We start from the raw sequence: 26,947 nt of genomic DNA on the forward strand, positions 1-26,947 counted from the left end.
GTCAACATCAGCCCAATTCTCTGTCTGGAAATTCCCCGCCCACCCGGATTCAGGAAGATGCGGTGGATCGCGCTCAGGCTTGAAAGCCGAGCAAAGCTTCCTGATCGGCCCAATCGGCAGGCAGCGCTGTCTCGAGCAGCACGGTACGGTTGATCGCTTTGGGCTGGGTGCCTGCAGCAATGGACTCAACAATACGTGGGCTAAGCCAACTCACGCTCACCAGCTTGGCCAGCTGCTTGCGGCAGCGACCCTCTTGGTTTGCAACCTGATTGATGCTGAGTTTCGGGTTGTTAATGACGAGCTGCCGAGCCTCAAGCGCGTCGGCGATTAGCTGGACCAGTTTGTCATTCGGCATACTTCCCCGGTGTTCGGCATCAATCCTGAGCTTGGCCTCGCGGAATGGTTTTCGATTTGGTAGCGGGATGCTCCAGGCGAGCTTACCACCTGTCTCGGCCCCAAGTGCATCCGAGTTCAACTCGATCTCGATCCGCTCGGCGCGAACCTGCAACGCGGTGATCAGATCTTGCAAAATTGCTTCGCGCGAACTTTGGAACGCGAGCCGACAGGCAAGCAACCGACCAGTCTCGAAAATGGTCCGCAGGTGACCCGCTTCTTCGATACCTGACAGTCGGCGCAGTGCATGCTCATCTTCGAGCAGCTCGGTGAGATGCACGATCAAATGTCGCTCGAGTTGGCCCTGCACGAACCGGGTAGCTGGCGGATCGGCAGGCCGGGCCAAATCCTTGCGGGTCTCGTAGTAGGCATAACGACGGCTGCGCTTGGTGGCATAAGTCGGAACCATCGGGCGTCCATGTGGATCGGTCAGGAGGCCGCGCAGCATGGCCTTTTGCGGATCATTGGTAGGGCGCTTCCTCGGCGGTGCTTTCTCACTGAGCTGCGCCTGCACCGCATCCCAGAGGTGCTCGTCCACGATGGCTTCCTGCTCGCCTTCGTGGATATGGCCCTTGTGCACGATCTTGCCGCGGTAGATCGGGTTCTTGAGCAGGTGGAACAGGCTGCCACGCCCAAAGGGAACGCCGCCACGATGGGGGCCGCTTGTACGCTGCTGGATCTTTGTGACGATACCCTCACGGTGCAGAACCCCGATCAGGGCCGGGACCGATCTGACCTCGAGATAGCGGCGCATGATCCTGCGCACCCGCTCGGCCTCTTCGGGCACTGGAACCAGCTTACGATCGATCACTTCGTATCCCAGCGGCACGGGCCCGCCCATCCAGATACCCTTCTTTTTGGAAGCGGCGATCTTGTCGCGGATCCGCTCGCCGGTGACCTCGCGCTCGAACTGGGCAAATGACAGCAGCACATTGAGCGTTAGTCTCCCCATGCTGGTGGTGGTATTGAACGCCTGCGTAACCGATACGAAGCTCGCCTGCCTGGAATCCAGCTGCTCGACGATCTTGGCAAAGTCGGCGAGGCTGCGAGTAAGGCGGTCGACCTTATACACGACGATGACATCGACCAGGCCAGCCTCGATATCGGCCAGCAGCGCCTTGAGTCCCGGGCGAAGCATGCTTCCGCCCGAGAACCCGCCATCGTCGTAACGGTTCGGGACCAGCGACCAGCCCTCATGCCGCTGACTCAGGATGTAGGCTTCGCAGGCCTCGCGCTGGGCATCGAGGCTGTTGAACTCCTGCTTCAACCCGTCCTCGGTCGACTTGCGGGTGTAGACCGCGCAGCGCAGCAGCTTCATCGTTTCGGATCCGTCAGGCCGAAGAACCCCGGGCCGCTGCAATGCGAACCGCTGATGGCCTTGGCGATCGCGGTGAGTGATCGCCATTTCTTGCCATCGTACTCAAAGCCATTTTCCAGGACGGTCACGGTGTGGCGGGCGCCGTGCCAGTCGCGCACCAGCCGGGTTCCGATGGTAAGCTTGCGTGGGGGCAGGCCGTTGCGTCCCCTATCCTTGGGTTGCGCAGCCAGCTCACGCAGTAATGATCTGGTCGAGCGGCTCACGCCGCCGAGCTTTTGCTCCTGCAGCCGATAGGCGATCCCCAGTCGCAGCAGGTCTGGCGACAGACTGGGAGCATGCGCGGCATATCGCCGCGCCCACTCCGCTTTCAGTTCTTCGGTTGGCATCTCTGCGAGCCGGTCGAGGGTAATGTAGGCGCGGCGTCCCATCAGCCTGCCACCACGCGATATACGCGCTCCTCGCCTTCTGCCTTCTCGCTAGTGATCTCATGGCCCTTCTTCTTCAGGCCGGTCAGTGCGGCTCGGGTAGTGTGCGGCAACCAACCGGTAGCAGCCACGATCTGCGCGATCGTGGCGCCCTGAGGGCGTTGGAGCATTCCAAGCACCAAGCTGGACTTGCTGGACGGCTTGGCAGGCTTCGGTTCAACCTGAGCAGTTCGGATGGGCGCAGAATCTGCGACTTCGCCCGCTGGTTTTGGCTCGCGGGCCATGCGGCGAGCGCGCTTCGTAGCGGGCTTGTTCTCAACGGTATCGATCATCGGGTGGTACTCCGTGACGAAGCAGCACCTCGCTGCTCCCAGCACCCAAGGCCCTGCCGATCGCATCGGTCAGGGCAGCAGCCTTGGTTCAGGGCCGCGTTTCACTGACGGCACCAATGCTTGCGGTGACAGGGAAGTCCAATGGATTGTCGGGGTACGGGAGATCTTGGCACGACGTTCGACCAATGACAGCTTTGCGCCCTAATTTCGGCCGTTCGCGCAAGCAAAACGCGATTCCGAAAGCAGCCGCTATCTGACTTCACCGAGTGCCTTTTTGATGGCGCTGGCATAGGGCTTCTTCCGCTGCATTCGCTGATAGCCGTTCCGCTCGGGGCACCGCTCAGGACATGGCGCAACAGGTGTGGTTGGGGCCCCTATGCGGGGGGAACGCGGCGACAGGATTTGGTTTATTCAAGCATCGGAGAGGCGGAGCGTTTGCGCAGACAATGGCGTTAGACCGTCCAATTGAACGTCGACTTGGGAATTCCGAACTGCAGAAGCACATGGTCATAGAGCGTTTGGCCGACCCATTCTGAGGTACTCCATGAGTGTGTATGGGGATGGCCATTGATGAGGATAGTCACAGTCGCCTCTTGGCCGCTGACCGACGCGGAAACCGTTGGATTGAGATGTTCATAATGCGCCGGCCTTGCTGCCATCCAATCGTCTTTCGGCACAACAAGGTGTTCAGCGAACTCGATCTCAGGAAAATCATATACTCTTGTGCCAAGGCCTGGTCGCGGCACTTCAAACCCGAATGAGAAGCGCCAGGTGGTGACTGCTGGATATCCTTCGCCGTGAGCTAGCGAGACAGATCTTGGTATCGCTCGATCGTCTGTGAGCTCGACCGTCTCGCCATCTGAATAAATGAAAAATATGCGATCAAAATTGTGTTTCTGTCCCTTGAGGCCGAACCGCATTAGCAGATCTTCAGCCTCACGAGACTGGCGTCTTGTAGGCCCTGACATTGGCCATGCATCAATCGTCGAGTGATTGTGCAAAAGGAGCCAAATCTCATCGGCGTGGATCGCAGCGCGGTAGCCTGACGCCTTCGCGCTCTTGCTTTTCACCACCTCATGAACCCGCCTGTGCGGTTCGAGTGGGTAGATTGCGAGATCGCCCCTCAAGCCTCCGGGTGATACCCGTGCGGGTGGGAGCTGCCGGTTAATCACACGCATGATGTTACTGCTGGGGAGTTGCGACAGCTCGACGCCTATGACGCGGCCCGCGGACGAGATGCCCAAATCCGGCTTGTCCGTGATGCCATCGATCTCGTGAGCATTGGCATCGAACTTAGACCTAACAAACTCCAGAAATTTCGTGACGAAGTGAGCTTCGGCCTTAGTACGTTCGGGGCGCATGACTGATGCTCTCCATTCTGCGTTGCAATCCCTGCCCGCTGATTGGTCCGAATTAATCTGCCCGATTCTGCCCACGCAGCTAGAAACTTTAGGGATATACACGGTCGACGATCCGCAGGCTTCTCCAACTGAATGTTGACCAACGAGCGCTATGGCCTGGGCGTGGCCTCTTTCAGCTATTTCCGTCGCGGCAGGTTCATTTCGTCCCGACAATTACCACATCATGCGAACGGCCGCGACGGCCGCTTCACTACCAATTCCAGCCGCCTACGACGATGTGTCTGCTTTCGAGGCTAGAGTCCACATAGCGGTCAAGCCGCTTTCGGCCCATCAGTCGCAGTCGCATATATCGCAGAGCGAAATATCGTCAGATATGTAGCCCTCACCATAGCCGACGGGCTGACCGCAATGAATGCACTCCGTCACGGGGGTGGGGCGTGAAGTTGTCTGGGATTTGATTTCACGTCGGCGCTTTTCCTCATGCCAAGCGCGCTTCTCTTCGTCGGTGAAAGGCATGCTGGACCTCCTGCCGTGAGTTTCTCCCCATACGCCTTAATGTCCGGTTTCTAGCTGTCAGCCAAAATTGCAGACGGTCCGCGATCGGCCCAAGCCCAGCCCGTCCCTGCTCTAGTCGAGTGTCGAGAATCTAATATCTTCTGGCTGACTGTCAGATTTCAAATCCCAGAAGGAAAACTCAAATCTGTGCGCTTGCTACAGCCCTTTCAGATACTCTTGCACGGCTAAAGGATACTCATCGCCATCCAGCCCTTTGCCTTGTAAGTACTCAGCAAGAAAGTACTCTTGGAATGCTCGATGCGAGAAGCGCATCGGTACGCTCATTCGGTAACGTACTGCGACTGGAACTATAAGACTAGTCGACGCAATTGAATGCAATGAAACTCTTGCGGTATTGAATATACGCTGGGCTATTGAAACCACTTCGCCCGAATCGATGGTTTCGGCGAGTTGGATGCGGCCACTGTCGTCAGTGTCGACCATCAGTCCAGCCGCCTCCGCCATTAGATTTCTGATCGAGTGCAGAAACTCGTCCCTATCGGTAATAGGGACGGGCGTTTCCCGGGCTGCTTTCAAATCTCTGATAAGCTTCTGGTCGGTCCAGAGGGAGATCAATTCTGAGCTGTTCTTGGCAGGGTGCATCCCCTCACCGATTAGGTCTAGGGTCATGCGAAGAAAAAGAGGGTGCCTCAAAAACTCAGCGTCCCATCCTCCCGATTGCCTCTGTCGGACCGCTTCGAGGAAAACCGAGAAATTCTGGTTTTCAGGATCTTGAATTGATACCTGCTCGACCAGCGCAATAATTTGCTGCCAGCCCCAGGGGGCAAGATGTAGAACCGGGATTCTCTTCGGGACTCCTTTCATTGATAGTTCATTGAAGAGATGATCATAATTCCCGAAAGACGCATTGAAATGCTCAGACCGGGTACTCAAAAGAATCCTGCATCTTAGTTCAGCTAAGGCACTAGCGAATCTTGTTATTTCAGACGGGCCGGCGAGGGATCGGTTCTCATCCAAACCATCAATTATGAGCGTCGCAGAGCTATCATTTGCTGAAAGTTCCTTGCGAAGCATCGCAGAGGCAAGTCGCTCAAAAATGCCTTTCTCATCTTCGTCAAAATCTGCGAAAATTGAGAGAGCCTTCAAAATATCTTGCATCAAGACGTGTGTGCCGACTCCACCCTTTTCGGGCTCAATGTCTGCAGCAGGAACGTAGATTACTCGGCTTGGAGCATGCCTGGCGATATTGAGGCACGAAGTGGATTTCCCGCTTCCAAAAAGCCCGGTCAACACGGCCCACCGGTCACCTCCTCTATCTAGCATGCCAGCGAGATCGGATTCTGTTGATGTTTCATCCACATCGACAATTCTGGCTCGTGACCCTCGGATCAGGTGCAATGAAGACAGCTGTATTGGAACTTTCGAAACTATGTCAGCAGGCTGGCTAAAATTCATGCCCGCTTGCCTGATCATAAAGTCAGCTTGCTGACTAATTCGCTCTTCAATCATCTTCCAAAGAGCGTCCTGCAGAGCAGAGAATAACTTATGCCTATCCCACTGAAGCGCTCGGTCGGCACGGCCGCTTGCCACTAGGTCGGCTAGAAGCTGATCAATCTTTTCTGCTACGTCACGGTTACGCCCATCCTGATTATGGACCAAAACATATGTTTTGGTCTCAAGGCCAGAATCTCGAAACTTCTTGATCGACTTAGCGATTGGATCAAACTGATCATCAGCCAATCCCTCGACCTTGAAAAACCCTTTGCACTGGACTGCGCATTCGATCTCATCGTCGCTAGTCAAGCTGAGAAGATCAACGCCGCTGCGATCATACGCCTTCATCGCTGGCACCTGGACCAGACTAGGCCATATCGCTCTCATTAGGGGCAGTACTGCCCTTTCAAAGTCTCGATCTGTGGCGGCATGGATCCTACCGTTTAGATCCTTCCAAGGTTTCGTACTCATCATCCCAGCCATGCTGTCGATGATAGAGGCCAGCCGATACAAAGCTAGTCGAAAGAGCCTCTAACGAGCGCTATTGCATCGTTGGCTGAATGTCGGCTTGGAACTCAAGGAGCCTAAAAGCAGTCAGTCCGCAAACGGCCCAATTCCTGTCGTTTAGCGCAAGATCCCTTGCGGCAGCGAATGACTTTGGCGAACCTAATCGGCGCTAATCGGGATTCTTAAGCTCCTGGCATGTCACCCTGCCAGCAATGGATGCGATGCCACGCAAGGCGCGATCTGTGGTCGTCCGTCAGTACCAGCGGTGGAACGCTGCCGACGCTCATTTCTCTCGCCGCTTTGTCGTCGAGCAACGGCGAGGGTACTGCACGCCCATGATCATCGAAGGTCACGAGTCCACTGTCGAACGCCGCATCCCAAAGCGATGAGAGCAAGAAGCCGTTATAGACATTCAATCGTTCCTGGTCGCTGTCGCACTTGGCCCAGCCGATGATATGCGATGCGCGCAGCAATTCCGGATTGGATATCCCTGTCAGCGGACACGTGCCATTCCAATAGTTCATCAAGGCATCACGAAAACGGGCCTGCCCGATGCGAACTTTCTGCATCTGCTCGGCTTCGGTGTTTCCGAGATGCGCGGTCTCACGAACGAAATCTTCGAAGGGCAGCGTCGGAAGACTGATAGACAAGCGGTAGACTTCACCCACCGCGGCGAAAAGTGCTTCCCGCCTCTCAAATGCAAAGGCTGCCACGTGGCCCTTGGCACAAGGGCTGGCCACTTCTGCCATCAATTCCCGCGCAGCGCCTGGATGAGAGATTGAGAGGAAGAATGGACCGGACATACCCGCAGGAGTGGCCGCAAGTGCTATTTCGCCAGGAGCCGAAGCAGAACGAAAGAACAGCCAGCCGGCCGACTGTTCCGGGCCGACCCGATAACCGTGTTCGTTAGCTGCATCGCGTAGCTCTGATTGGAGTAGGAATGGATATTCCGAGAGGCGGTTCTTCGCGTCGATCATTCTGCTTCAACCGGCTGATCGGCCCACATCGCAAAACAGCGCATAGCAGCCGCAACTTCATCAGCGGAACTCGCATCGCTAACATCAATACCAAAATCTTCCAGCGCATCACGGGCGCCGTTGAACCAAGCGCGGAGGTAGGGGCGCAAGGCTGTCATGCTGGTATCCAGATCGGCCGCAATGATTCTTACGAGCTCCATGAAATTGCGTTGCCCCGCCTCCATATGGAAACCGGCAAGCTGCACGTTATCCGAGAAGGTTTCCGGATCGAACTTGGTCACCGATATCCCTCCGTCCGTGGCCGCATGCCGCCGGCCACCAGCGTATCATCATAGGTGGCGAGGACGATGCGTTGGGTGCGGTATTCGCCGTGTCTGGCGATTTCGTTCCTCTGGAAGTCGCGGAAAGTTTCGCTTGGGCAGTCTTCGCCCATCACGTCCTTGAGATCGAGCTCAGCGCAACGGGGGGCGCGGGAGTCCTCGGCGCAGCCAAACGTAGTCCCCTCATGCCCATGGTCGCGCGCGAAGAGAGGTATCGAACGCGACGCCGTCGTACTCATTCCATATTCTCAAAAAAGCGTAACGCCTCGTCTCTTTCTCGAAAGCGGCCCCAAACATTTTCGGATTTCTCTTTCCAAATCGGAAACGTGCCGAAGACATATTCGACTTCAGATCGAGCAAAACCAAACGCAGTGAAATACACTGCGTCAATCCACGCCCTCAGCATTAACCTCTCCTCGGGGTTAGTCGTGCTTAGATGAGTGCGGTCAAGATCTTTGGCGAAGAAAATCACGCTATCCGATGTGTTCGTCAATGCCACCACCGCATCTATAAGACTATCATGGTGTTGAGCGACCGCCTCTGGAGGGACCACAAACGATTGCAAAAGCAGCGATTTAGTGAAGTTTGCGCCATAAAATTTTTGTCTGATTAGGTAATCAAATGGCGTTGAATTGAACATGGACAAAAATAGTGCAGACTGTCGTGGGTCGCCCTTACTTATCACGATATTTGGGGCCTTGTAGTTAAAAGCCGCTGGGCCAACAACACATCCAACCGCTGTGCGGAAATTGCTGATAACGTTTGTCGTATCGCGGAAAGCGATATTCCAGTTATCACGCAAACCCCTAGCGGCCAGGTTGGCTTCTTGGAAAGCTCCACGCACCCAATAACGCGGCAAAATCTCGAAGTCCCGCTGCCCTTTTACCTCGAGGGTTGGTGTGATCGTTGCCGCCTTAATTCCAAACCGCTTTTCAGGAGGGATGCCGTCAAAGGTTGCAAATCGGTGGTCAAATTGATGAATTAGTTTGCCCTCGTAAACTGGAGCAAAAACTTCTTCCCCCAAAGCAAACCAAGAGCCTACGAGCTTATAACCCGCGCCTTGCAACTCCTCTAAGTCGCGCAGCTCGGCAGCATCGGAAGTCATATGCAGTCCGCTTGTGTAATGAGCATGCCACGGTGATACTCCGAGCGTGGGAAATGCAGTTGCGACACGGGTCAGAATGCGCAAATCTTCAGAACTCTCGCATTGCGGCAAAGTCCCCGTATCTGGATTAAGTTGCCGAGGTATCTCCCTGTTGATTTTGATTATCACGCCTTCTTGAACTAGGTTTCGGGAGTGAGTCAGTCCAACTGCAAGCTTTAACACCGTTTCAGTGACAGCTCCCGTGAATGTCGCCAGAGAATAGCGCTCATGATAACCTACTGTAGGAAATAGCATCTCCCAGTTCTTGAAGTCGAATACCGATTCCAATCGTCCACTAGTAATGAGATAATCGGTGAAACCCTTCCAAGTGGAGCCAGTGAACATCATAGACTTCACTATAAGCCCGCTTTTCCCGGTCGCACTTAATAAACTTAGCGATAGTTCGGCGAAAAGGGGATAGAGGTTCAATTCGCCCACAGCGGATAATTTGAACCGGTTCGAGCTACGCAAGAACTTGCCGAAAGCTGAAACAAGCCGCTGCTCTTTGCCCCAAATCTTTGCAAGTTCTGGAGATTTTTCGAAGGCGGCAGAAATCAGTCGTTTACGCTTCGATGCATTGGCTTCTTCGGCGATTTCTGAGTACGCGGCAAAAAATTCGCGCTCAAGGATCGTAAATTTTTCCCACGGTGGGTTACCCAGAACAACGTCGAAGCCACCCTTTCCGATCAGCACATCGGGAAAGGCGAGCGGCCAATGGAAAGCGCGGGCGAATTCGGCGGCATCCACGCTGGCGGCTTCCAACGGGCCATAAATCTGCCCGCCGCCCAGCTTCTTCCAAACGTCTGCGGTGGTTGGCACTTGGCCGCGCTGATAGTTTTCCGGCACCTCCAGCTTGGGGAGTAGGTAGGCGGCAGTATAGAGATCGCAGGCGACCTTGGTAGCATAGCGATCGGGATCGCGCCGCCACGCCTCGAACGCCTCGCGCTTCTTTTCCACTTGGCTCACCGTGTCTTCGCTCATCCGGCGGATCGTGGAAAGGTTCGCGGCCAATTTGCGCGGCGGCATGGCCCCGCCACCGCTATCGAAATCGAAAGCACCCTGGCCTTTCTTTTCGTTCTTGTTCTTTATGTTCCAGTATTTGGCCGCATCTTCGCTGTCGCCCGTCAGCGGTTTGTAGGCATCGTCGGGAATACCCTGCTCCAGTGCCTCAAGGTCGAACACGCCGAGCAGCGCGTCGCCGCAGCGGATATTGGCATCAAGAAAGCCCAGCGGTTGTCCTGGAGAAACACTCTCGATCCACAGCGCCACCTTGGCCAACTCCACCGCCATCGGGTTGCGATCCACCCCGTAGATGCAGCTTGAAACGACATCGCGCAGTGCACGGTGATAATCGGGCGCATCGCTATCGCGAAGCTGGGCCACTCTGGTTGCCATGCGCCGCGCCGCGCCAAGCAGGAAATGCCCCGAGCCACTGGCAGGATCTATCACCCTGAGGGCCAGAATTGCCTCGACGCCGCCTTCCGCCTCAGCCCGATCCAGAACCGGATCCAGCGCGCTATCGAGCAGCGTCTGCACCAGACTGTCAGGGGTATAATAGCTTCCGCTGGTCTTGCGCGTGTTGCCCTTGAGCCCCGAATCCAAGGTAAAGGTGCGCCCCTCATCTTCGCGCATGGGAACGAGTTCCAGCAGGCCTTCATAGACGCTGCCCAGTTCCTCGGTCGCCATATCGCGCCAGTTGATCCGGACCCGGCGCTTGTCATCAATCAGCCAGCCAAGTTTGTAGATTGCAGCCAGCAATGCGCGGTTGGGCAGGCTTGCTTGCCCCAGATCCGGCGTAAGGCCGCGCGAAAACAGACTTCCCAAGGCCGGAAGTCCTAGCAGGCCCTCACCGCGTTCCAGTGCATTGAAGACGATCTTTACGCCTTCCCATGCATCCTGGTGGTGGTCGTGAGCGCCGCGCTGTGCGGACCGATCCCGAAGGTAGGCAAAGCCGTAATTTTCGCCGTAGAGCGCGCGGACAGCACGCGATGCGCCCGGCGCATGCAGCAGGTTTCGGTCTTCTGCGACTGCGAGAAAGATCAACCGATAGACGGTCCGCAGCAGCTGTTCGAAGTAGCCGGACATCGACAATGCGCCTTCGTCGAGTTTCTGACGCAGGGCAGGGTTGGCATCGAGAAAACCCTGACCAAGGGAGAGCAGGGCGTCTTCAACATTGCCGCGCAGCCGGTCACGCGCAGCGGTTCCGGCACGCATTCCCGCCTCACGCCAACGCTCCAAAGCACAGTCACTGGCGGGCGCACCTTCAGCCCCGAATCGGCTGTTGTGAATAAGCAACCAGAGCGCGGTGAAGTCGGCGAACATTTCGTCGCGGAAGATCGCTCCCAGATCTGCCTCGATGTAGGCAGGCCGTGTGAAACTGGCATTGTCGCGCATGAGGCGGACGCGGTCTCCGGCAAAGACGAGGCCCCAGTAGAAATCCGGGTTGGCGTTCAGCCAGTCCTGCAGAAGGACCGCCGGAGAACGGCGCGCTATGCGGCCATCGGGCCCATCGCCGAATTCCGGCTGAGCCCGTGTGAAGCCATCGGCAAGCTTGCCGTCTTCGCCTGTCGCTGGTGCTGCGACAACGATCGGGACCTTCCCAGCTTTGGCTTCCCACGCGATACGGAAACGTCGGCCTTCCCGATCATGCGTGACTGGGCCGGCGAGCGAGAATCCGAAGGCTTCTTCGAGCAGCACTCGCACGAAGCCAGCCGTCTGGGTGACCGTAGGCTCGTCGATTGTACTGAAAGATTGCCAGTGCGCCTGGCCGATCCGAAAATAGCGCGTGATCTCGTCCCGCAGCGATGTCCCCTTGGGACACCCATACTCGGCGGCAGTTTTCTGATCAGGTGTGGCAGAAGCGATGGCTGTGATCTGCTCCGGCGAGATAAGCCCGCCTTCGATCGTGATCGCGGCAAAGCCAAGATCGGCTGCCCGTTTGCCCGGCCTGCTCATCAATTCGCCTCCGGCAGAAGGACATAGAGACCAATTATGTCGGCAGGCAGAACCGGCGTGACCTTTACGGTTGCGCCGCCACCCGCCGCCTCGGTCAATCGAAGGTGATCGTCGGACAGCGTCGCAGCTCTTTCCACTGCAAGCTTGCGGATTGCCTGCTGATAGGTTTCCAACCTCCCCAGAGCGTTTTCGATCTGCCGCGTTCTGGCTGCCGGGTCGATATCGCTGCTGGCCTGCGCCTCGAGCAGCTCAAGCGCTTCAACGCCCTCAGCTGTGGCCTCATTGCTAATGCCAGTGAACGCGATTCCCACCGCTTCCTCTGCCAAAAGCAGGCGGTTCGTGCGGCCACTTGTTACCAGCTGAAAACGCAGCCGCAGTAGCAAGAGCGTGGTCATTTGGCTGACATCAGGTGTGCGCCAGACGCCCGCACGTCCTAGCGGATTGCCTTCTGCGCCGATCGGATCGAGCGCGCCTTCGGCCAATGTTTCGGCAAGAACGGCCACTATCGGATGAACTCTGCCGACATGTGTGACATTCGGTCTGAGGTCATCAGCAAAACTTATCTTCCTGGTGCCCTTCAGCCCGCGAACGGACAGCTGATCCCGCATTGTTTCGGGCAGCGAATCCAGATGCGCCAGCGTGAAATCTCCTTTGCGTTCCAGCGGAGCCTGCACTCTTCTCAGCGCCCGATCAGTGAATCGCGCGACCTCTTCCGGCCCGCCGTTCAGTGCCCGCATCCTGCGCCATTCGGGGATCACTTCGTCGGGCTTGAGCGCACCCTGAGCATAACGAGCTCGGCTGGCCTTGGCGCCCTCCGCCGTGTCGCGCCACGCCATCTCGAAGCGCTCAGCCGATGTATCGAAGTCAAAGACGTACTGGGTTCGCGAGCCATCATTGCGCAGCAGCACAGCCTGCATGAGCGCAGAAGTCACACTATCCTGGTCCTCAGGCATCGGCACATTGACGCCGGTTGCCTTCTCGATCTCCTTGGCCTTGCGGATGATTACATTGAGGACCGCGCCATCGATTGCGCTGTTCTCTCCATACATCATGACTGAGCGGACAATTTCCGCTTGTTGACCGAACCGGTCAACCCGACCTTCGCGCTGTTGGTGACGCGTCGGGTTCCAGCTCAGATCATAATGGACCACAGTATCGAATGCGCTCTGCAGATTGATCCCTTCTGAAAGGCAATCGGTCGCAACCAGGATGCGCTTGTCATGGGCCTCCAGTGCGGCCACCCGTTCACGCCGCTCGTCGGGGGTCAGAGTCCCGGTCACCACAGCCACTTCGAACTTGGGATATGTCTCGCGCAGAACCTCGCCGAGAGCTTCGGCCGTGGCAATGAATCTGCAAAAGATGACCGGATTTGCGCCCTGCTTCAGCAAGGGCGTAAGTTCTGCCAAAAGAGCGCGGACCTTCGGATCTTCATCGCGCCTTCCATCAAGCCGATGAGCTGTATCGATGAGTCGGCTGAGAACCGTCTGCTCCTCACTCGCCTCGATCGCCGTAGCCGGCTCAATGTCGCCTTCGTCCATCACACCGTCTTCCGCATCGAACACAACCGGTTCAATCGCTGTGGCATCTGAGGTTCCGCTCAACCGATTGGTCAGTGCACTGGCCGCAGCAGCCGGAGATGAGCCCACGCAGCGCATCAGAGCAAGAGTGCCCCAGAAAGCTAGCCGCCGCGTCTTTTTGTCCGCGCCAGCACGTTCGGTCACTTCAAGACAGTAGTCGAGCACGTCCTCCTGAAAGGTTGCGAAGTCCCCTGAAAGGGCATATGGAGCCTCCTTGGTTTCGTGACGAGCGAAGGCACGCTTCTCTTCCCAGCTGTCCTGAATGTCCGGCCTGCGGCGTTGGACGAAGTGCTGCGCCAAGCGCCTGGCATAACGCTCGCGGGCATTGGCATCCCCTGCCTCTGGTCCGCCAGTCAGATCCGCATGGATCAGCCCGAGAAGGCGGTCGTAAGCTGCAACATCACCGCTATGCGGGGTTGCTGTCAGCAAAAGCAGATGGCGGTCCGGATCAGAGGCGAGAGACTGGAGAAGTTCGAAGCGCTGGTGTTTGCCGCGCTCTCCCCCAACGCATGTATGTGCTTCATCGACGATAACGAGCGGAGGGCACGCGCGAGCGAAATCATCGCGGCGGCTATCAGCCTTGATATAGTCTAGGCTGACTACCGTGAATGGATAGGCCTCGAACAGGCTCTGGGAAGTGGGAAGTCCGCGCTCGAGACTGCGCGCTCGCGCTGATGTCACCGCGACCGCATCCACATCAAACTTCTCAGCCAGCTCTGTCACCCATTGGTCGACCAGATGCGGCGGACACAGGACCGCAAAACTATCGACTGTCCCGCGGTCGAGCCATTCTCTCAGGATCAATCCCGCTTCGATCGTCTTTCCGATCCCCACATCATCGGCAATAAGTAGGCGCGCAACCGATTGCTTGAGCGCCACCATCAGGGGGACCAGCTGATAGGCGCGCGGTTCGACCCCGAGGTGCGCAGCGCTTCTGAACGGACCCGCGCCGCGCCTTAGAGAAAGGCGCAGCGCATCAGCTAGAAGTTGAGCCCCTTCCTGGGTGTCGAGCCTCTCCGAAGTTGGCGCAGCGAAACTTGCCGGCGTGATTGGCATTGCTTCAAGTGAGGGCGCAATGACCTGAGCATCCGCGTCCGAGCCGGATAGAGGGCGGATCTTCAGCAAGCCTTCCGAAGGTGAAGGCATGACAATCCACTCGCGGCCCCGCGCCTTCACAAGGTCCCCAGGGGTAAAGGCGAAACTCTCCATCAATCTGCTCCAAGTGCTTTCATGAGCTCGGCCGGTGGCGCATCGCCGGGAGCGGCTGGCAGAATGACCAGATCAAGAATTCCATAGGCGGTCGCCTCTTGGCCGAGCTCTTCGGTCGGTTCGCCCACCACGGCCAGCACATCGCGCGCTGGCCAATAGAAGGGGTAGGTGGCGCCGGCCAATTGCAGGGATTTTGGTTCCGGCAGGCCCCAACGCCTGAGCGCATCGTTCCACGGATCTTCGTTGTCTTCGTTTGAACTGCTCGACGGTTTTGCTCCGGCCAGATCGCAGAAATAGGCGACCACTTCGGCATTGCGGCGATCGATCAATTCATGATCCGGCTGGTTGAAATAGGAAAGAATGCAGCGATAGCAGCCTGCGACACATGCGTCCTCGGCCTCGCTGATCTTGTCCGGTTCATACGGCGCCGCGTAATGCATGAGCTTGAGCGCCCGCTGCGCGACCGCTGACATGTTTTCCGGATTAGAAACCAGCCGGTTCAGTACTCCGGCTCCGCCTTCTGTCGCTTCATAAAGCAGGATTGCATTGCGCAATTCCCGCGTCGGCAGGGGCTCGCCGAGCAGTTCACCCTCTTCAAGTTCGAATTCGATCTGCACGGCGCGAATAAGCGCATGCTGGAACGTCGCCATCTGTCCCTCATCGAAATTCATCAGAGGCCGAAGCAGCAGTGCATTCTTCCGGTCCTCGACAATCGGAACGATCCGCTGCGGGCCCGCTTTGGTCGGATCTCCCATACCGTTATCATCATCGCCGTTCGCCGGATCCTTGAGCCATCGGCCGGTCTGCGGATCTATGAAGAAGCCGAAGATCGATTTCGACTTTCTCCTGCGAAGCCCCTTGTTGATCCGGATCAGCCGCGTTGCCGGCCCATAGTCCAGATGCAGCAGGCCGCCATTCTGAGAGCCGAGCACCACCGATCGCAGCTGGGCCTTTCCGTTATGCATCGGCCATTGGAAGACAGTCTGGATTTCAAAACCCCGCCGCTGCCGGTCCTCGTCATTGGCCGTTATCCGGAGCGAAGGAGAAGTCTCGACATTGTCGATCCGGAAAACCGTCTCGATCCGCTCAACGCCGCCCAGGGAGCTGTTACAAGCATGACAGCGTTCCTGCAGCTCATCGGTATGCGCTGCGCCGCACTCCCCGCACAGAATGAGGATCGACGTCGCCAGCTTGCCGCTGTCCAGCCGTCCTTCTGCCGGAAGCTTTGCCTTGGTCACCCGGTAAGCTCGGCCTTCGTGATAGATAAGGCTGTTGGGCCCGAATTCAGCAATGGCCAAAAACCGGGGCCGCTGGAGAACCGAGCTTCGCGCTGCTGGCACAAAGGCATAAAGCGGCAGTCTCGGAAAATTGTATCCAGGCAGGAAACCCTCGGTCGCAAGGTAACGGTAGGCATAGAAGTCTGAGCCACTGGACGACTGGCCCCGCTCGAGAATCTCCAGCTCACGAGAGGCATTCCTGTAACGACCTGCTGCAGCCGTGCGCTCACCTGGCCTGAGCCCACTCTTTTGCTGAATCTTGTGGGCCCGCTCCTGTTCTTCGCGGGCGCCATTGTGAAGATTGCGCCAGCGGTCAAAGCTCGCGTCAAAGACAGACAGCGCCTCCTCGTCGGTTTCAGCGACAAAGGCATCTACATCCTCAAGCCATGGCGCATCCTTGATATCGATCGAGGTCAGCATCGCTTCAATCAACCGGCGCATGGTCGGGCGCGCGGCATGGGAAGCCGAGATCGCTTCCATGCCTTCGCGAATTTCGAGCGCAATCGGCATACCAGGCTTGGTCATGTCGAGATTCTCAGGAATCGACGGCTGCAGAGGTACCTTGGCCTTGGCCAGCCACTCGGCCTGCAAATGCGACTTGAGCAGATCCTCGTTCGCAAGATCGAGCGCAGGCGGCCTAACCACACCTGCGACCAACGCTGCCCGATCTGCGAAGTAATACTGATCATGGGGGGACATGGCTGCGCAGTAGGTAACCACCAATGCTGCCTGGCCGCTCCTGCCAGCACGGCCCGAGCGCTGCGCATAGTTTGCTGGGGTCGGCGGCACGTTACGGAGAAACACGACGTTGAGCGCGCTGATATCGACGCCCAGTTCCATGGTCGGCGAACAGAACATGGCTGGGAGAAAATCGGTCGATTCCCCCTGGTCGATCATGCGTTCACGATCTTCCTGGATGAGCTCCTGATCCGCCTTCTCGTAGCGGAAACGCTCTTCGCGCCATTCACGAACCTCCTGGTCAACCTGCGCAGTATGTTCGCGTGCCTCAAAGGCATGCGGAAGAGGTCCGCTTTCTGCGAGCATTTGACTCACCTGCAGATAGAGCGCGCGGAAGAAGCGATTTTCGCGCTTTCCGTCATCGCGTTGCTCCGCGGGAAAGAGTCTCAGCGCTGTCGGAGACACGCGCCAAGCTGGCGCATCGAAACCAGAATTGATGCGTCTGACGAACTGGTGCGCCTCCGCTGCTTTGATCAGCGTTTGGATCACCTCATCGTAATCCTTGGGCGGAAGCTGTTCTCCCCAGATTGACTTGTCGCGCAGCGCCTTGGCCAGTTTGGTTCGGCTGCCAGCACGCAGGATCAGGTCTGCCTCAGCCGCCCGCACCTTGGCCTGGCGCGGCGGATCAATCATCAACATGCCGCTTTCGCGCAGGCCTTCCTCTTCTTCTCTGTCGATGGCCCAGGGGAGCTTGAGATGACTGCGCGAGGATTCCGCCGTCTGCCGGACCCGCATACGGTCGAGCGCATCAGTAGAGACGGCCAGGCCCTGTCGCATCTGATTGAAGAGGATCTCGAAAAGCTTCTTCCGCTGTTCGGCGCTCAGTCCAGCGAGCAGGGCATTCTCGGCAAACTCTTCATCATCACCCGCCAAGTCATCCAGTCCCGGGAACGCAGCGCTGATGAGACCCACTTCTTCAAGATTCGGATTGGTATACCGCCATCCTCGCCGGAGATCCGCCCACAGGCGGTGAGCGAGAATTTCGGAGAGCGTCTCCTCAGCCTGCTGGCGGTTCGCATAACCCTTGACGTTCGGGTCGAGCATCCAATCGCCTAGACGGCCCGGTTCCTCGAGATCAAAGCCAAGCGCTTCCCGCACCGCTTCGCCAAACTTGGCAGGCGCCAGCCCTTTGGGTCCGGCATCGCGAACCGCCCGAAGAACAGCCCCGCGCAGCAGCGTAACAAATATGAAGTCATTGAAGTGACCGGCCTGAAGCGCCGCATCCTGCCTGTTATCGGTAAAGCCGAGCAATTTGCGTGTGTATTCATCGAGCGATCCGTCTCGTTCCATCCATGCCAGCACAGTTGAAACAATCAGGGTGGTCGCAGAACTTCGCCCCTCGGCTGAAAGACCGGCAAGCTTGTTGATCTCACGGGCCTGCTGCGAGGGCTGATGTCCGCAATGCGCGCAAAAGCGATACTTGCCCCTGAAGAACCAGCCAAGGACACCCTCGTCATCGAAAGAGCCATCACTCGTTAGCCTTAGAGGAATACCTTCGTGCTTCCCCCTGTGGGTAGATTTCAATCGCTCCTGCCCTGATGCACTCAGCTCCTGCCAGTCATCGGGATAGTCGGTCACCTCTCCGGAGAAATGAAAGTCCGCGTTGACCGCGGGGACCAGATACCCCGTTTCTGCACCGTCGAGCTCGACATCATCGCCAACGGGCTCATCAATCGAGCGAGCCAGGACCATGCGCTGGCCGTCCTCGTGGGTGAGAGTGACGCTCAGGTGTTCCTGTCCGCATTCCCGGCAAAAGAAGACCGGATAGAGACGCGCCGTCCCATCATCGGGGTGGAATTTCTGACCTTCGAGACAGACCCTTCGATCCTTGGCAGTTTCCAAGGTCACATAGGCCTGCCCCGCGCCAGAAATGAAGCGGTGCAGCTTGAAGGCCAGAAATGCACGGGCGCCCGATCCACCGCGCTCGATTTCAGGGCGCCCCATCATCGCGAGCATATTGGCAATGGCGGTTTCGCATAGATCGAGAGCGAGCCCCGTTTGCTCGGCAATCTTGGCGGAAGCGTCCGGCAGGGTCATCGGTATGCGGCGCCTGAGCTTTTCTCCCTCTTCTAGGCCAACTTCGGTCTCTATCCAGCATGCAAGCGGATGCTGCTTCAGCTCTTCGTCGGTCAAATCGGCCGGGAGCGGCGCCAGAACCGCGTCATTCAGCTTCTGACCCAGATTGGTAGCCTTCATAGCCGTTGAGGTTGCTCGTTCTAGCAGTTCGTCGATCACATTGGCCGGTGCGATCGGCTGGCCGAACAGCTTCGTGGCTACCTCCGCGACAGCTTCGGCCCTCTTCTGATCGTCGGAGGAACTCGACATCGTTGCCGATGTCCCGATGCAGATCATCTCTGATGACGGGCTTAGACGCTCCTTCACCCTGCGAACCAGCATGGCGACGTCGGCCCCCTGCCTGCCGCGATAGGTATGCAGCTCGTCAAGGACGAGAAATTCGAGCCCCTGGGCATTTCCGATCACCGACTGGTCAAGCTGGCCCTGGCGGGTCATCAAGAGCTCAAGCATCATGAAGTTGGTAAGCAGAATGTCGGGCTTGCTCTGCGCAATCGCCTCGCGTTCTTCCGCAGTTTCCTGGCCCGTATAGCGAGCGACTGTCGGCTTGAGCTCGTCCTCGACATTTGCTTCAGCGACAAACTTGCGGATTTCCGAGAGCTGACTGTTTGCCAGCGCATTCATCGGATAGATGATGATTGCCCTTGTCCTCGGAGCCTCGCCAGCACGCTTCGCCCGAACAATTGCGTCAACGATCGGGACAAAGAAACAGAGCGACTTGCCCGAACCGGTGCCGGTTGTGACGACAAAGCTCTCGCGGTTTCTGGCCTTTACGACCGAGCGTTCCTGATGACGATGAAGCCGGATTGGCGTGCGCTCGCTTCCGAAGGCGAAGATATCCTGGAGCGCGGGGTCGACAACGCCCTCCACCGACAGCTCGGACATAGTCTTGCCTTGTTCAAACCGCGGATTGATGGTGATGAGAGGATCCGGCCAGAACTTGCCCTGCTCGTAAAGCGCCGCGATCTGATCGCTGATCTCGGGCGCTCTTATAGATGAGAATGATCGGGCAAAGGCAGCATATTGATCAACGAGTGAGCGATCCAGATCAAATACGTTCATTGTTCACCCGGCCCCACTTTCCCGACAACGTCGTTGGCTAAAGACTACAAATCCGAAGGCTTGTCGAGCCTGCCGGATACTAAAGAATCACGAAAATCATTGATCAAAAACCATTAAATATAGCCAGCGATCTCCGAAGCGTGGCCTGGATGAACTAGGATAGGGTAGGGAAATTACTGCGACGGAAGGGATACACCTCCCCCGAATGGCAAGAGAGGATGCTTCATTTTTCATGTGTCAGTAGACTGAAGCTGATCACATTCATGCAAAAGGCTAAGCGCTGTCTCAAGACGATCCGGCGTAGCATTTGGTGAAGTTCCTTGTCCGATGCCTTGAGCAAGGCGCCAGCCGCCCTCGTCAATAAACAGCCTCAAGCGCAGGATCATTTTCCCGTTCCCTCTCGCATCTTGAAGGCCGCGGCCAACACTCCAATAGGTGTGCTGTGCAAAGATCCAGCCTTCTAGCAGTCGGGAAATGAATGCGGCCGGCAGCAGATCAGCCCAAGCTTTCCACTCGCGCGCCGCTTTCACTAGCGGAAGCCGGTCTGGCCTCTCGAATGGTTGAGGTTCGTCTGGCGCCTCAGCAATGCAAAAGCGCAGTGCGCTGATGAGGGCTGTAGCGAGACCTTCCCCATTGCCGAAGCAGGCCGAGATTCGGTCGAGATGTTCGATCGGATCACTTCCAGGTTCGAATTGCTCAATCCAGGCGAGCGCATCATGTTGTCCAGAATAGCCACCGGCCTCATCGAGAAACCTCAATGCCAATTGGCGGGTAGTAAGCGGAGCTTCCTGAAGTTCGCCTTGGCACCAATAGAGGAGTCCCTCGAGTGCCAGGCGAAGAACCTGTCGCACCTGCATCCGGCGCCACCGCGCGGCGAATGGCAGCAAGTCTTCAGGAAACCCTATTCCATCGGGATTGGCCATTAAGCGGCGGACATCGTTTGTGTCATTCACTCCATCGGTATCATGGAGAGCTGCATATCGAACAAGCTCGAGACCCTTGCTCCGCACAGATCTTCCTTCGCCCGCATTGATCCTGCGCCAAGCCGCTGTTCTCCCTTGCTCGGTGAGCTGATCCATTTGCCATAGTTCACCCCACCGCTTCACATCCTCGAGCTCGACAGTGACTTTCCCAAACACATTGAATGCAGGGTGATCCAGCTCTGCTGCCATGCATTCTTCGAATGCATCTAGCGCTTCCTCAAGCGCAGGATCTCCCTCGGGATTTGTCTTATATGCGCCGGGTTCCGTGATCGGATTTCCTTCAAGAGAGCTCAGGTCGGCGATCCACCGCATGTTTCTCAAACCCGGCCCATAATTCACAGCGGCAATGAGGCCTGTCGAGTAGCGCCTGGTATCGCGAAATTTCTCCCAGGCCTTGCCTGAGAAGGTGTAGCTCTCTGTCTGGACGAGGAATGCCAACGCCGAACTGCCCGGCAAGTCTGTTTCTCGGTCAACTGCGAACTGTGACCAAGCATAAATTGTCTCGATACGATCGACGAAGTCGCGCATATCCTTGACCGAGACCCGCTTATGTTTGCGGACCAACTGGTTGCAGCGCCGCCAGGCCCAACTCATCAGCAAGTAGGGACGAACATGCCGCGCCACATTATTCAGGCCCGGCAACACCTGATCCATCATGTCAAAGTTAATCTGGCGCAATCCTAATGGATCAACGCCGCCGATTTGGACATCGCACTCATCGACGACCTGCGCCTCAGGTGCCTTGCTCGCATTGTCGATGACTTCTTCAAGCGTGCTCGCCATGTCAGAGCTCCCTCGAAATGATCAGTCTGCGGCAACGGTTTGCACAGCGGGTAAAGCCAAATTGCAGCAATTCCTGCGCGTTCCCCGTTGGCAGAACCAAATGACACTTGGGGCATCCAGTGACAGGGTCATCTACGAATTCGATACGCTCTCGCGCTTCAGGATCTTCGTGCAAGCGTTGAAAGACGGGCCAATGTTCGCTGCCTTCAAGGAGGGGCAGGGCGGGCAATTCGCGGTCGCCCGGACATTCCAACAAGGTGTGAATCTCTTCACGGTGAGTTCGCACGCTCGCCAACATTTCGCGTGCCTTTTCGAAATCAATGCCTGGCGGAAAGTACACATGAAACGCAGGCAGCCTATCAGCATCAGCGTTCTCAAGCTGAGACAATAACCCGTTCCTGCGCAGCAAGCGCCGCGCCTTACGTGCAGTATCCGCACTCGGTGAATGGGCGACGCGGACCAGCTCGAGTGCCAATACATCTTCGGCCAAATCGCCTTCAACAATCTCAGGTAGATCGCGCAGAATCTTATCAAGCCAGATTTTTACCCGGTCGTTCGGTGGCCGAATTCTGTCGACCAGATAATGGGCGATACCCAACATCATTTCAGCAAAGCGGCCCTCATTTTTCTTTTCAAGCGCTGCATCGAGAAGCTTCGAAAAGGAATCGATTGCCTTCTCGTTTGCGCGCTCGTCGCGCGTCATATCTCTTGTGGCGTCCTCAGACAGGCTCTCGCCAGTATCATCGGAAGCCATTGCCTCGGAACGGAAGGGGCCACGGCTAGAGCGAAAGGCCTTGAGCAAAGCAGCCATTGCCGATTGCCATCCAGCTGATCGCTCGCCGCTTCCCGATGATCCCTTTTCAAGGAAATGGGCCCGCTCAATCATATCGGCAGTCACAATCTCGTCCGGCGCTACAAGGGCCTCACCCTTCGTTCCTGCCGCCTTGAACTGTGCTCGCGGCATGCGTGAAGGGTCCTCGTGGAACCATGCCATTATTGCCGCGACATCCTCAGGCGTCTCAGTCCCAGCCAGAACCGACAAGATCCTCGATGCAGCTTGACCAGCGCGCTGCATGAGTGCGGCCACTGCGGTAATCATCAAAAAGCCTTCAGCAACCTTATCGTCGGCTTTCAATCTTATGACGACGCGGCCCCTGCTCCAGACTCGTTCAGCGAGCTGCTCAGCACGCTGCGAAAAAGCCATGTTCTTATCGACTTCAATTTCCCCGAGATCGATGAGTTCACCCTCGATCTCGCAGGTCATACTCGCTGGGCCAGAGGTCCAGCTTGTTAGGACGGATCCCTGGATTGTTGTGCCAACGAGTTCGGCTGTTAGAATCTGTACCTGCTCTTCGTCGACATTTTGGTCATCGTCCTCGATCGCCGAACGAACGGGAGCAGGGCAGTGAGCAATTGACCAAGCCCCATGACGGTTGGGCTCGATCCTTAGGATTCCTGCCTCCATGTTTGAGCCAAATAAGGCTGCGGACGTTGCGTTCGCGCTTCCTGACAAAAGCAAACGACCATTCCGGCAAAGGATCTCAATCGACTTTGCATGCAGCAGGCGGCTGTCCGCAGCAAACTTCTGATCTATCTCGACTGGCGCCAATACTTCTTCATTCAGAATTGACCAATTGCCCCCGGCAAACCCTCTTACCGTCCCTGCATCATGGACATACCCCGAGACATCGAAGCAATTCAGCAGCTTGCTGAGCCGCGTAACTCCTGCTCCCTTCACATCGTAGAATGGCGACATGAAACAGATACGCTCTGCTCCGCCCAGTTCGTCCGCTTCTTGCTGAAGCCTCTCGGCGATCGTTCCGGCAGCGTTGTGGACAAGCCGAATTCGGCCGGATCCCGTCTTACCTTGAGATGCGCGACGCAAGCCATCTGCCGTCTGCGCAATCCTATTCGTCGCCGGCAATCGGATGCGTTCATCGATTTCGAGTAGTTCTAAGAACTCGGCAGCATCGGCGATCGCCTCAGGGGCAAAGCTGGGATGCAAATGTTCGACCAATTCAAAGTTTCCGCCCCAACCACCAAAGGTGAGGTTGCCCGATCCGACTAGGAGGTGGGCGTCACTGTCATTGAGGAAAACAGAGAGTTTGGGGTGGAATACGCCGCCAACCCGCTCGACAGGAAGCAATTCATAGTCGCGGCCAACTAGACGGGCGCCAAGCTCGGATAATCCGGCACGCACACCTTCCGGGTCAGACAATATTGTAGGATTTCGCGCTCCGCCGCGAATGAGGGCATCGATCACCACTGCCTCAAAGAACGAGAGGCTCAGAGAATAGGTCGTAAAAAGGACACTATTCCAAGGTGCCGACTTTGCTAGCTCCAATGGGTTCATGGCGACGACTTAAGCCTGGATTAGACTTCGCCGTCAATTTTCTATTGCGCAGATTCGCGCCGTCTTGGTGAGCCTCAGCGACGATGGCCGACCGCTCGTCGGCCTTGAGCTAGGTGCGACGGCCCGAACGGTCCTGTCAAAGCAAATGCACCTGATTGAAGAGTGAGCGGGCGAGGGTAGGGCATTCGTCATGCCCAGACCTCGCAAACCGGCCAATCCGTTCCGCTATTTCAACTCCTCGCCCGAGATCATTCGACTTGTGGTGATGATGTACGTCCGCTTTCCGCTGAGCTTGCGGAACGTGGAAGATCTGCTGTTCGAACGCGGGATCGACATTTGCCACGAGACGGTACGTCTGTGGTGGAACCGCTTCGGTCCGCTGTTTGCGGCGGACATCCGCCGCCAGCGAGTAAGCCGGATGAAGGGGTTCCGGCAGTGGCGCTGGCACCTCGATGAGGTGTTCGTAAAGATCAATGGGGAGCGTCCTACCTGTGGCGCGCCGTGGATCACGAGGGTGAGATCCTGGAGAGCTACGTTACCAGAAAACGTGATAAATCCGCGGCGTTGGCGTTCCTGAAGAAGGCGCTGAAACGTCATGGCAAGACTGAGGTAATCGTCACCGACGGATTGAAATCCTATCCAGCTGCCATGCGCGATCTTGGCAATCTCGATCGCCGGGAGATGGGGCGGTGGCTCAACAACAGGGCCGAGAATGCACACCTTCCATTCCGACGACGAGAGCGAGCGATGTTACGATTTCGACAGATGAAATCGCTTCAGAAGTTCGCCTCGGTTCATGCCAATGTCCACAACCACTTCAACTTGCAGCGCCATCTTGTCGACAGCCAAACTTACAAGACCTGCCGCTCGGACGCACTGGCTGAGTGGCAGTCGCTCATGGCCTGATCGAAGCGCCATCAAGACACGGCTGCGCCGATCGGAGACGAGTTGCGATTAGACTGACAGCACCCTTTGATGAGCCGGAAATCGCGAGCCAAACCACCAAGTCCCTTCCGTCGTTTCAACTCATCACCTGAGGTGGTGCTGTCAAACCAAACGTACCTGATTGAAAAGTGTGTGGTTGAGAGCAGGGCTTGGTGATCCTGGTGATAGGACTGGTGGCCAAAGTGCGCAGCGGCAAGGCTGGCCGGCAGCCTGCCTGAAGTCAGACGTCTTCCAGCTCCCGAACGACTTGCTGGATCAGCCCACGCAGCCAAGCAAGTCCGGCGTCTCCGCTCCGCGCCGAATGATACTGCGCCACCTCTTGCATTAGAGGAACGGCGACCGGTGATTCAGCAATTGCCAGCGGCAGGATTTGAGCCATCTGATGGGCGAGCCGCTCGTGCATCAAAGCCAGGCGCCGGGTTCCGGGAAGGAAGTAGGGTACTTGGACGAAAGACGGGGCGATCACCTCGATGCGGACAGAAAGGCCCAGCTCCTCCAGCGCGTTCTCGATGAACGTATTGCGCCCGTCGAAACGGACCGCGACGTGGCCGGCATCAGTGAATGCCTCCAGTGTTACCGGCCCTTGCAGCAGCGGGTTTGTGCTGCAGCCGACCACCACTTGCCGTTCTTCAAAGATCCGGTCGTAGGGATGGCCCTTGGCGGCAAATTCACGCGGGGTGAGGAGTAAGTCGAATTCTCCCTTGCCGAGCCGCTCCGAGGTTCCAGTCGTTGGCATGGCAATCTCCAGCCCGACACCTGGAGCGAGCTGCGCGAGACGTCGCTGGGCCGGCACGAGCAGGACGGTGGATATGTAATCCGACGCAGCGAGGCGGAAGCGGCGAGTCGAAGTGGCCGGATCGAAGGCAGTAGCTGACGATATCAGGCTGCGAATCCGCAGGAGTTGTTCGCGCACGAGGGGGGCCAGTTGCTCGGCGCCGGCCGTAGGCACCATACCTCGCCCCGATTGCACGAGCAATTCGTCGCCCAGCGCAAGGCGGAGCCGCTTGAGCGAAGAACTCATCGCCGATTGGGTGACATTGAGCTGTGCAGCCGCACGTGTGACGCTGCGATGGTCGAGCAAGGCATCGAGCGCCACGAGAAGGTTCAGGTCGAAATTGTCGAATCGCATCCATTAATTATATCTATGAGTAGTGACTAATTCAAAAAATTTGAACAATATGCAGGCGCATGCCATCTCCGCGGTGCAGATGGAGAGGAATCGATGCACAAGTTTTTGGCGGTGATGGCGGCTGGCGCGGTCCTCGGCCTGCAGCCGGTCGCCGCGCAGGAGGCTGCCCCGGCAGTGACGCCCGCCAGCCAGTGGATCACGCTTGGTACTCATGGCGGCCCCGTGCCGCATCCTGATCGCGCCGAGCCGGCGAACCTGCTGTTGACAAGCAACGAGGTATACCTGGTTGACGTTGGCGACGGGGCAGCAAACCAGATGGCGCGGGCAGGTGTTCCGCTGGCACGGCTGAGCGGCGTGTTCATCAGCCACCTTCACTTCGATCATACTGGCGGGCTGGGCGCGGTGCTGGGGCTGCGTTTCCAGACCGAGGCGCAGAACACCCTTACGATCTACGGCCCTCCGGGCACGCGTCAGCTTGTCGATGGTTTGATCGCCTCGATGCGGCCCGGCGGAGAAGCCGGTTACGGCGTGCCGGGCGAGGCCGTCCATGATCCGGCGGCGGGTATCGCGGTTGTAGAATGGCGCGGCGGGGAAACTGCTGTGGTTGGCGGGATGACCGTCCGCAATGTAGAAAACACCCACTACAGCTTCACGGCGGATAGCCCGCAATATGGCCGTTACGCTTCGCTGTCGTTTCGCTTCGACCTACCTGACCGGTCGATCCTCTACACCGGCGATACAGCGCCCAGCGCAGCGGTGGACCAGCTGGGGCAGGGTGCCGACTTGCTGGTGGCCGAGATGATCGACCTTGATGGCCTCCTGAGTGCCATGGGCCCGACCCGCGGTGACAGCCCCGGCGGCCCACCGTCAATTCTGCTGGAGCACCTGCGCACCCACCACATCACGCCTGCCCAAATTGGCGAAATGGCAGCATTCATGGAAGTGGGCGAGGTGGTCGTGACGCACCTGGTGATCGGCAACGCCGGGCGCGAAGCCTGGCGCCGCTACGAGGCCGAGATCGGCGAGCATTACGATGGCGTGGTCACCATCGCACAAGATCTGGACGGGTTCTGAAC

At 57.5% G+C, this 26,947-nt stretch carries 15 protein-coding genes and 1 pseudogene; 2 read left to right on the forward strand and 14 right to left on the reverse strand.

Annotation, left to right across the window (positions count from 1 at the left end):
• Positions 1-73 precede the first annotated feature (73 nt).
• The 13 genes from GRI32_RS00550 to GRI32_RS00610 all read right to left on the reverse strand — a co-directional run bounded on the left by GRI32_RS00550 (position 74) and on the right by GRI32_RS00610 (position 23,797).
• Positions 74-1,711 (reverse strand): recombinase family protein, encoded by a 1,638-nt coding sequence (locus tag GRI32_RS00550; protein ID WP_160589191.1) that lies wholly within the window; start codon positions 1,709-1,711, stop codon positions 74-76.
• Positions 1,708-2,139, reverse strand: coding sequence for a DUF2924 domain-containing protein (locus tag GRI32_RS00555; protein WP_160589192.1), 432 nt, complete (start codon positions 2,137-2,139; stop codon positions 1,708-1,710). Before GRI32_RS00555 ends, GRI32_RS00550 begins: the two co-directional genes overlap by 4 nt.
• A complete protein-coding gene (locus GRI32_RS00560) occupies positions 2,139-2,468 on the reverse strand; it encodes a DUF3489 domain-containing protein (RefSeq protein ID WP_237437295.1) in 330 nt (109 codons plus the stop codon). The genes GRI32_RS00555 and GRI32_RS00560 overlap by 1 nt, the downstream gene beginning before the upstream one ends.
• A gap of 452 nt (positions 2,469-2,920) precedes the next feature.
• A complete protein-coding gene (locus tag GRI32_RS00565; protein WP_160589194.1) occupies positions 2,921-3,829 on the reverse strand; it encodes a hypothetical protein in 909 nt (302 codons plus the stop codon).
• Positions 3,830-4,540: 711 nt separating this feature from the next.
• A complete protein-coding gene (locus tag GRI32_RS00570) occupies positions 4,541-6,187 on the reverse strand; it encodes an NACHT domain-containing protein (protein ID WP_160589195.1) in 1,647 nt (548 codons plus the stop codon).
• Between the two features lie 341 nt (positions 6,188-6,528).
• On the reverse strand, positions 6,529-7,323 hold the full coding sequence (locus tag GRI32_RS00575) for an HNH endonuclease (RefSeq protein ID WP_160589196.1): 795 nt from the start codon (positions 7,321-7,323) through the stop codon (positions 6,529-6,531).
• Positions 7,320-7,604 carry a hypothetical protein gene (locus GRI32_RS00580; RefSeq protein ID WP_160589197.1) on the reverse strand — a complete coding sequence of 95 codons (285 nt, stop codon included), beginning with the start codon at positions 7,602-7,604 and terminating at the stop codon, positions 7,320-7,322. The genes GRI32_RS00575 and GRI32_RS00580 overlap by 4 nt, the downstream gene beginning before the upstream one ends.
• Positions 7,601-7,882: a hypothetical protein gene (locus GRI32_RS00585; protein ID WP_160589198.1), complete on the reverse strand. Its 282-nt coding sequence runs from the start codon at positions 7,880-7,882 to the stop codon at positions 7,601-7,603. Before GRI32_RS00585 ends, GRI32_RS00580 begins: the two co-directional genes overlap by 4 nt.
• Positions 7,879-11,742, reverse strand: a complete 3,864-nt coding sequence (locus GRI32_RS00590) for an Eco57I restriction-modification methylase domain-containing protein (protein WP_160589199.1) — start codon at positions 11,740-11,742, stop codon at positions 7,879-7,881. The genes GRI32_RS00585 and GRI32_RS00590 overlap by 4 nt, the downstream gene beginning before the upstream one ends.
• Complete coding sequence (locus GRI32_RS00595; protein ID WP_202385876.1) at positions 11,742-14,528, reverse strand: DEAD/DEAH box helicase; 2,787 nt, start codon at positions 14,526-14,528, stop codon at positions 11,742-11,744. The genes GRI32_RS00590 and GRI32_RS00595 overlap by 1 nt, the downstream gene beginning before the upstream one ends.
• A complete protein-coding gene (locus GRI32_RS00600) occupies positions 14,528-19,678 on the reverse strand; it encodes a DEAD/DEAH box helicase (RefSeq protein WP_160589200.1) in 5,151 nt (1,716 codons plus the stop codon). Before GRI32_RS00600 ends, GRI32_RS00595 begins: the two co-directional genes overlap by 1 nt.
• A 230-nt stretch (positions 19,679-19,908) precedes the next feature.
• On the reverse strand, positions 19,909-21,444 hold the full coding sequence (locus tag GRI32_RS00605) for a septum formation inhibitor-activating ATPase (protein WP_160589201.1): 1,536 nt from the start codon (positions 21,442-21,444) through the stop codon (positions 19,909-19,911).
• 1 nt (position 21,445) lies between these two features.
• Entirely contained in the window at positions 21,446-23,797 is a 2,352-nt protein-coding gene (locus tag GRI32_RS00610; RefSeq protein WP_160589202.1) for a phospholipase D-like domain-containing protein, read from the reverse strand.
• Positions 23,798-23,987: 190 nt separating this feature from the next.
• On the opposite strand from GRI32_RS00610, the pseudogene GRI32_RS00615 reads away from it, so the two are divergent.
• A pseudogene (locus tag GRI32_RS00615) lies at positions 23,988-24,703 on the forward strand (IS6 family transposase).
• A gap of 259 nt (positions 24,704-24,962) precedes the next feature.
• Here the strand turns inward: GRI32_RS00615 and GRI32_RS00620 are convergent.
• Entirely contained in the window at positions 24,963-25,871 is a 909-nt protein-coding gene (locus GRI32_RS00620) for a LysR family transcriptional regulator (RefSeq protein WP_160589203.1), read from the reverse strand.
• 93 nt (positions 25,872-25,964) lie between these two features.
• Between GRI32_RS00620 and GRI32_RS00625 the strand changes: the two genes are divergently transcribed.
• Entirely contained in the window at positions 25,965-26,945 is a 981-nt protein-coding gene (locus GRI32_RS00625; protein WP_237437296.1) for an MBL fold metallo-hydrolase, read from the forward strand.
• Positions 26,946-26,947 lie beyond the last annotated feature (2 nt).

The sequence above is a fragment of the Alteraurantiacibacter aestuarii genome (assembly GCF_009827405.1).
Lineage (GTDB): Bacteria > Pseudomonadota > Alphaproteobacteria > Sphingomonadales > Sphingomonadaceae > Alteraurantiacibacter > Alteraurantiacibacter aestuarii.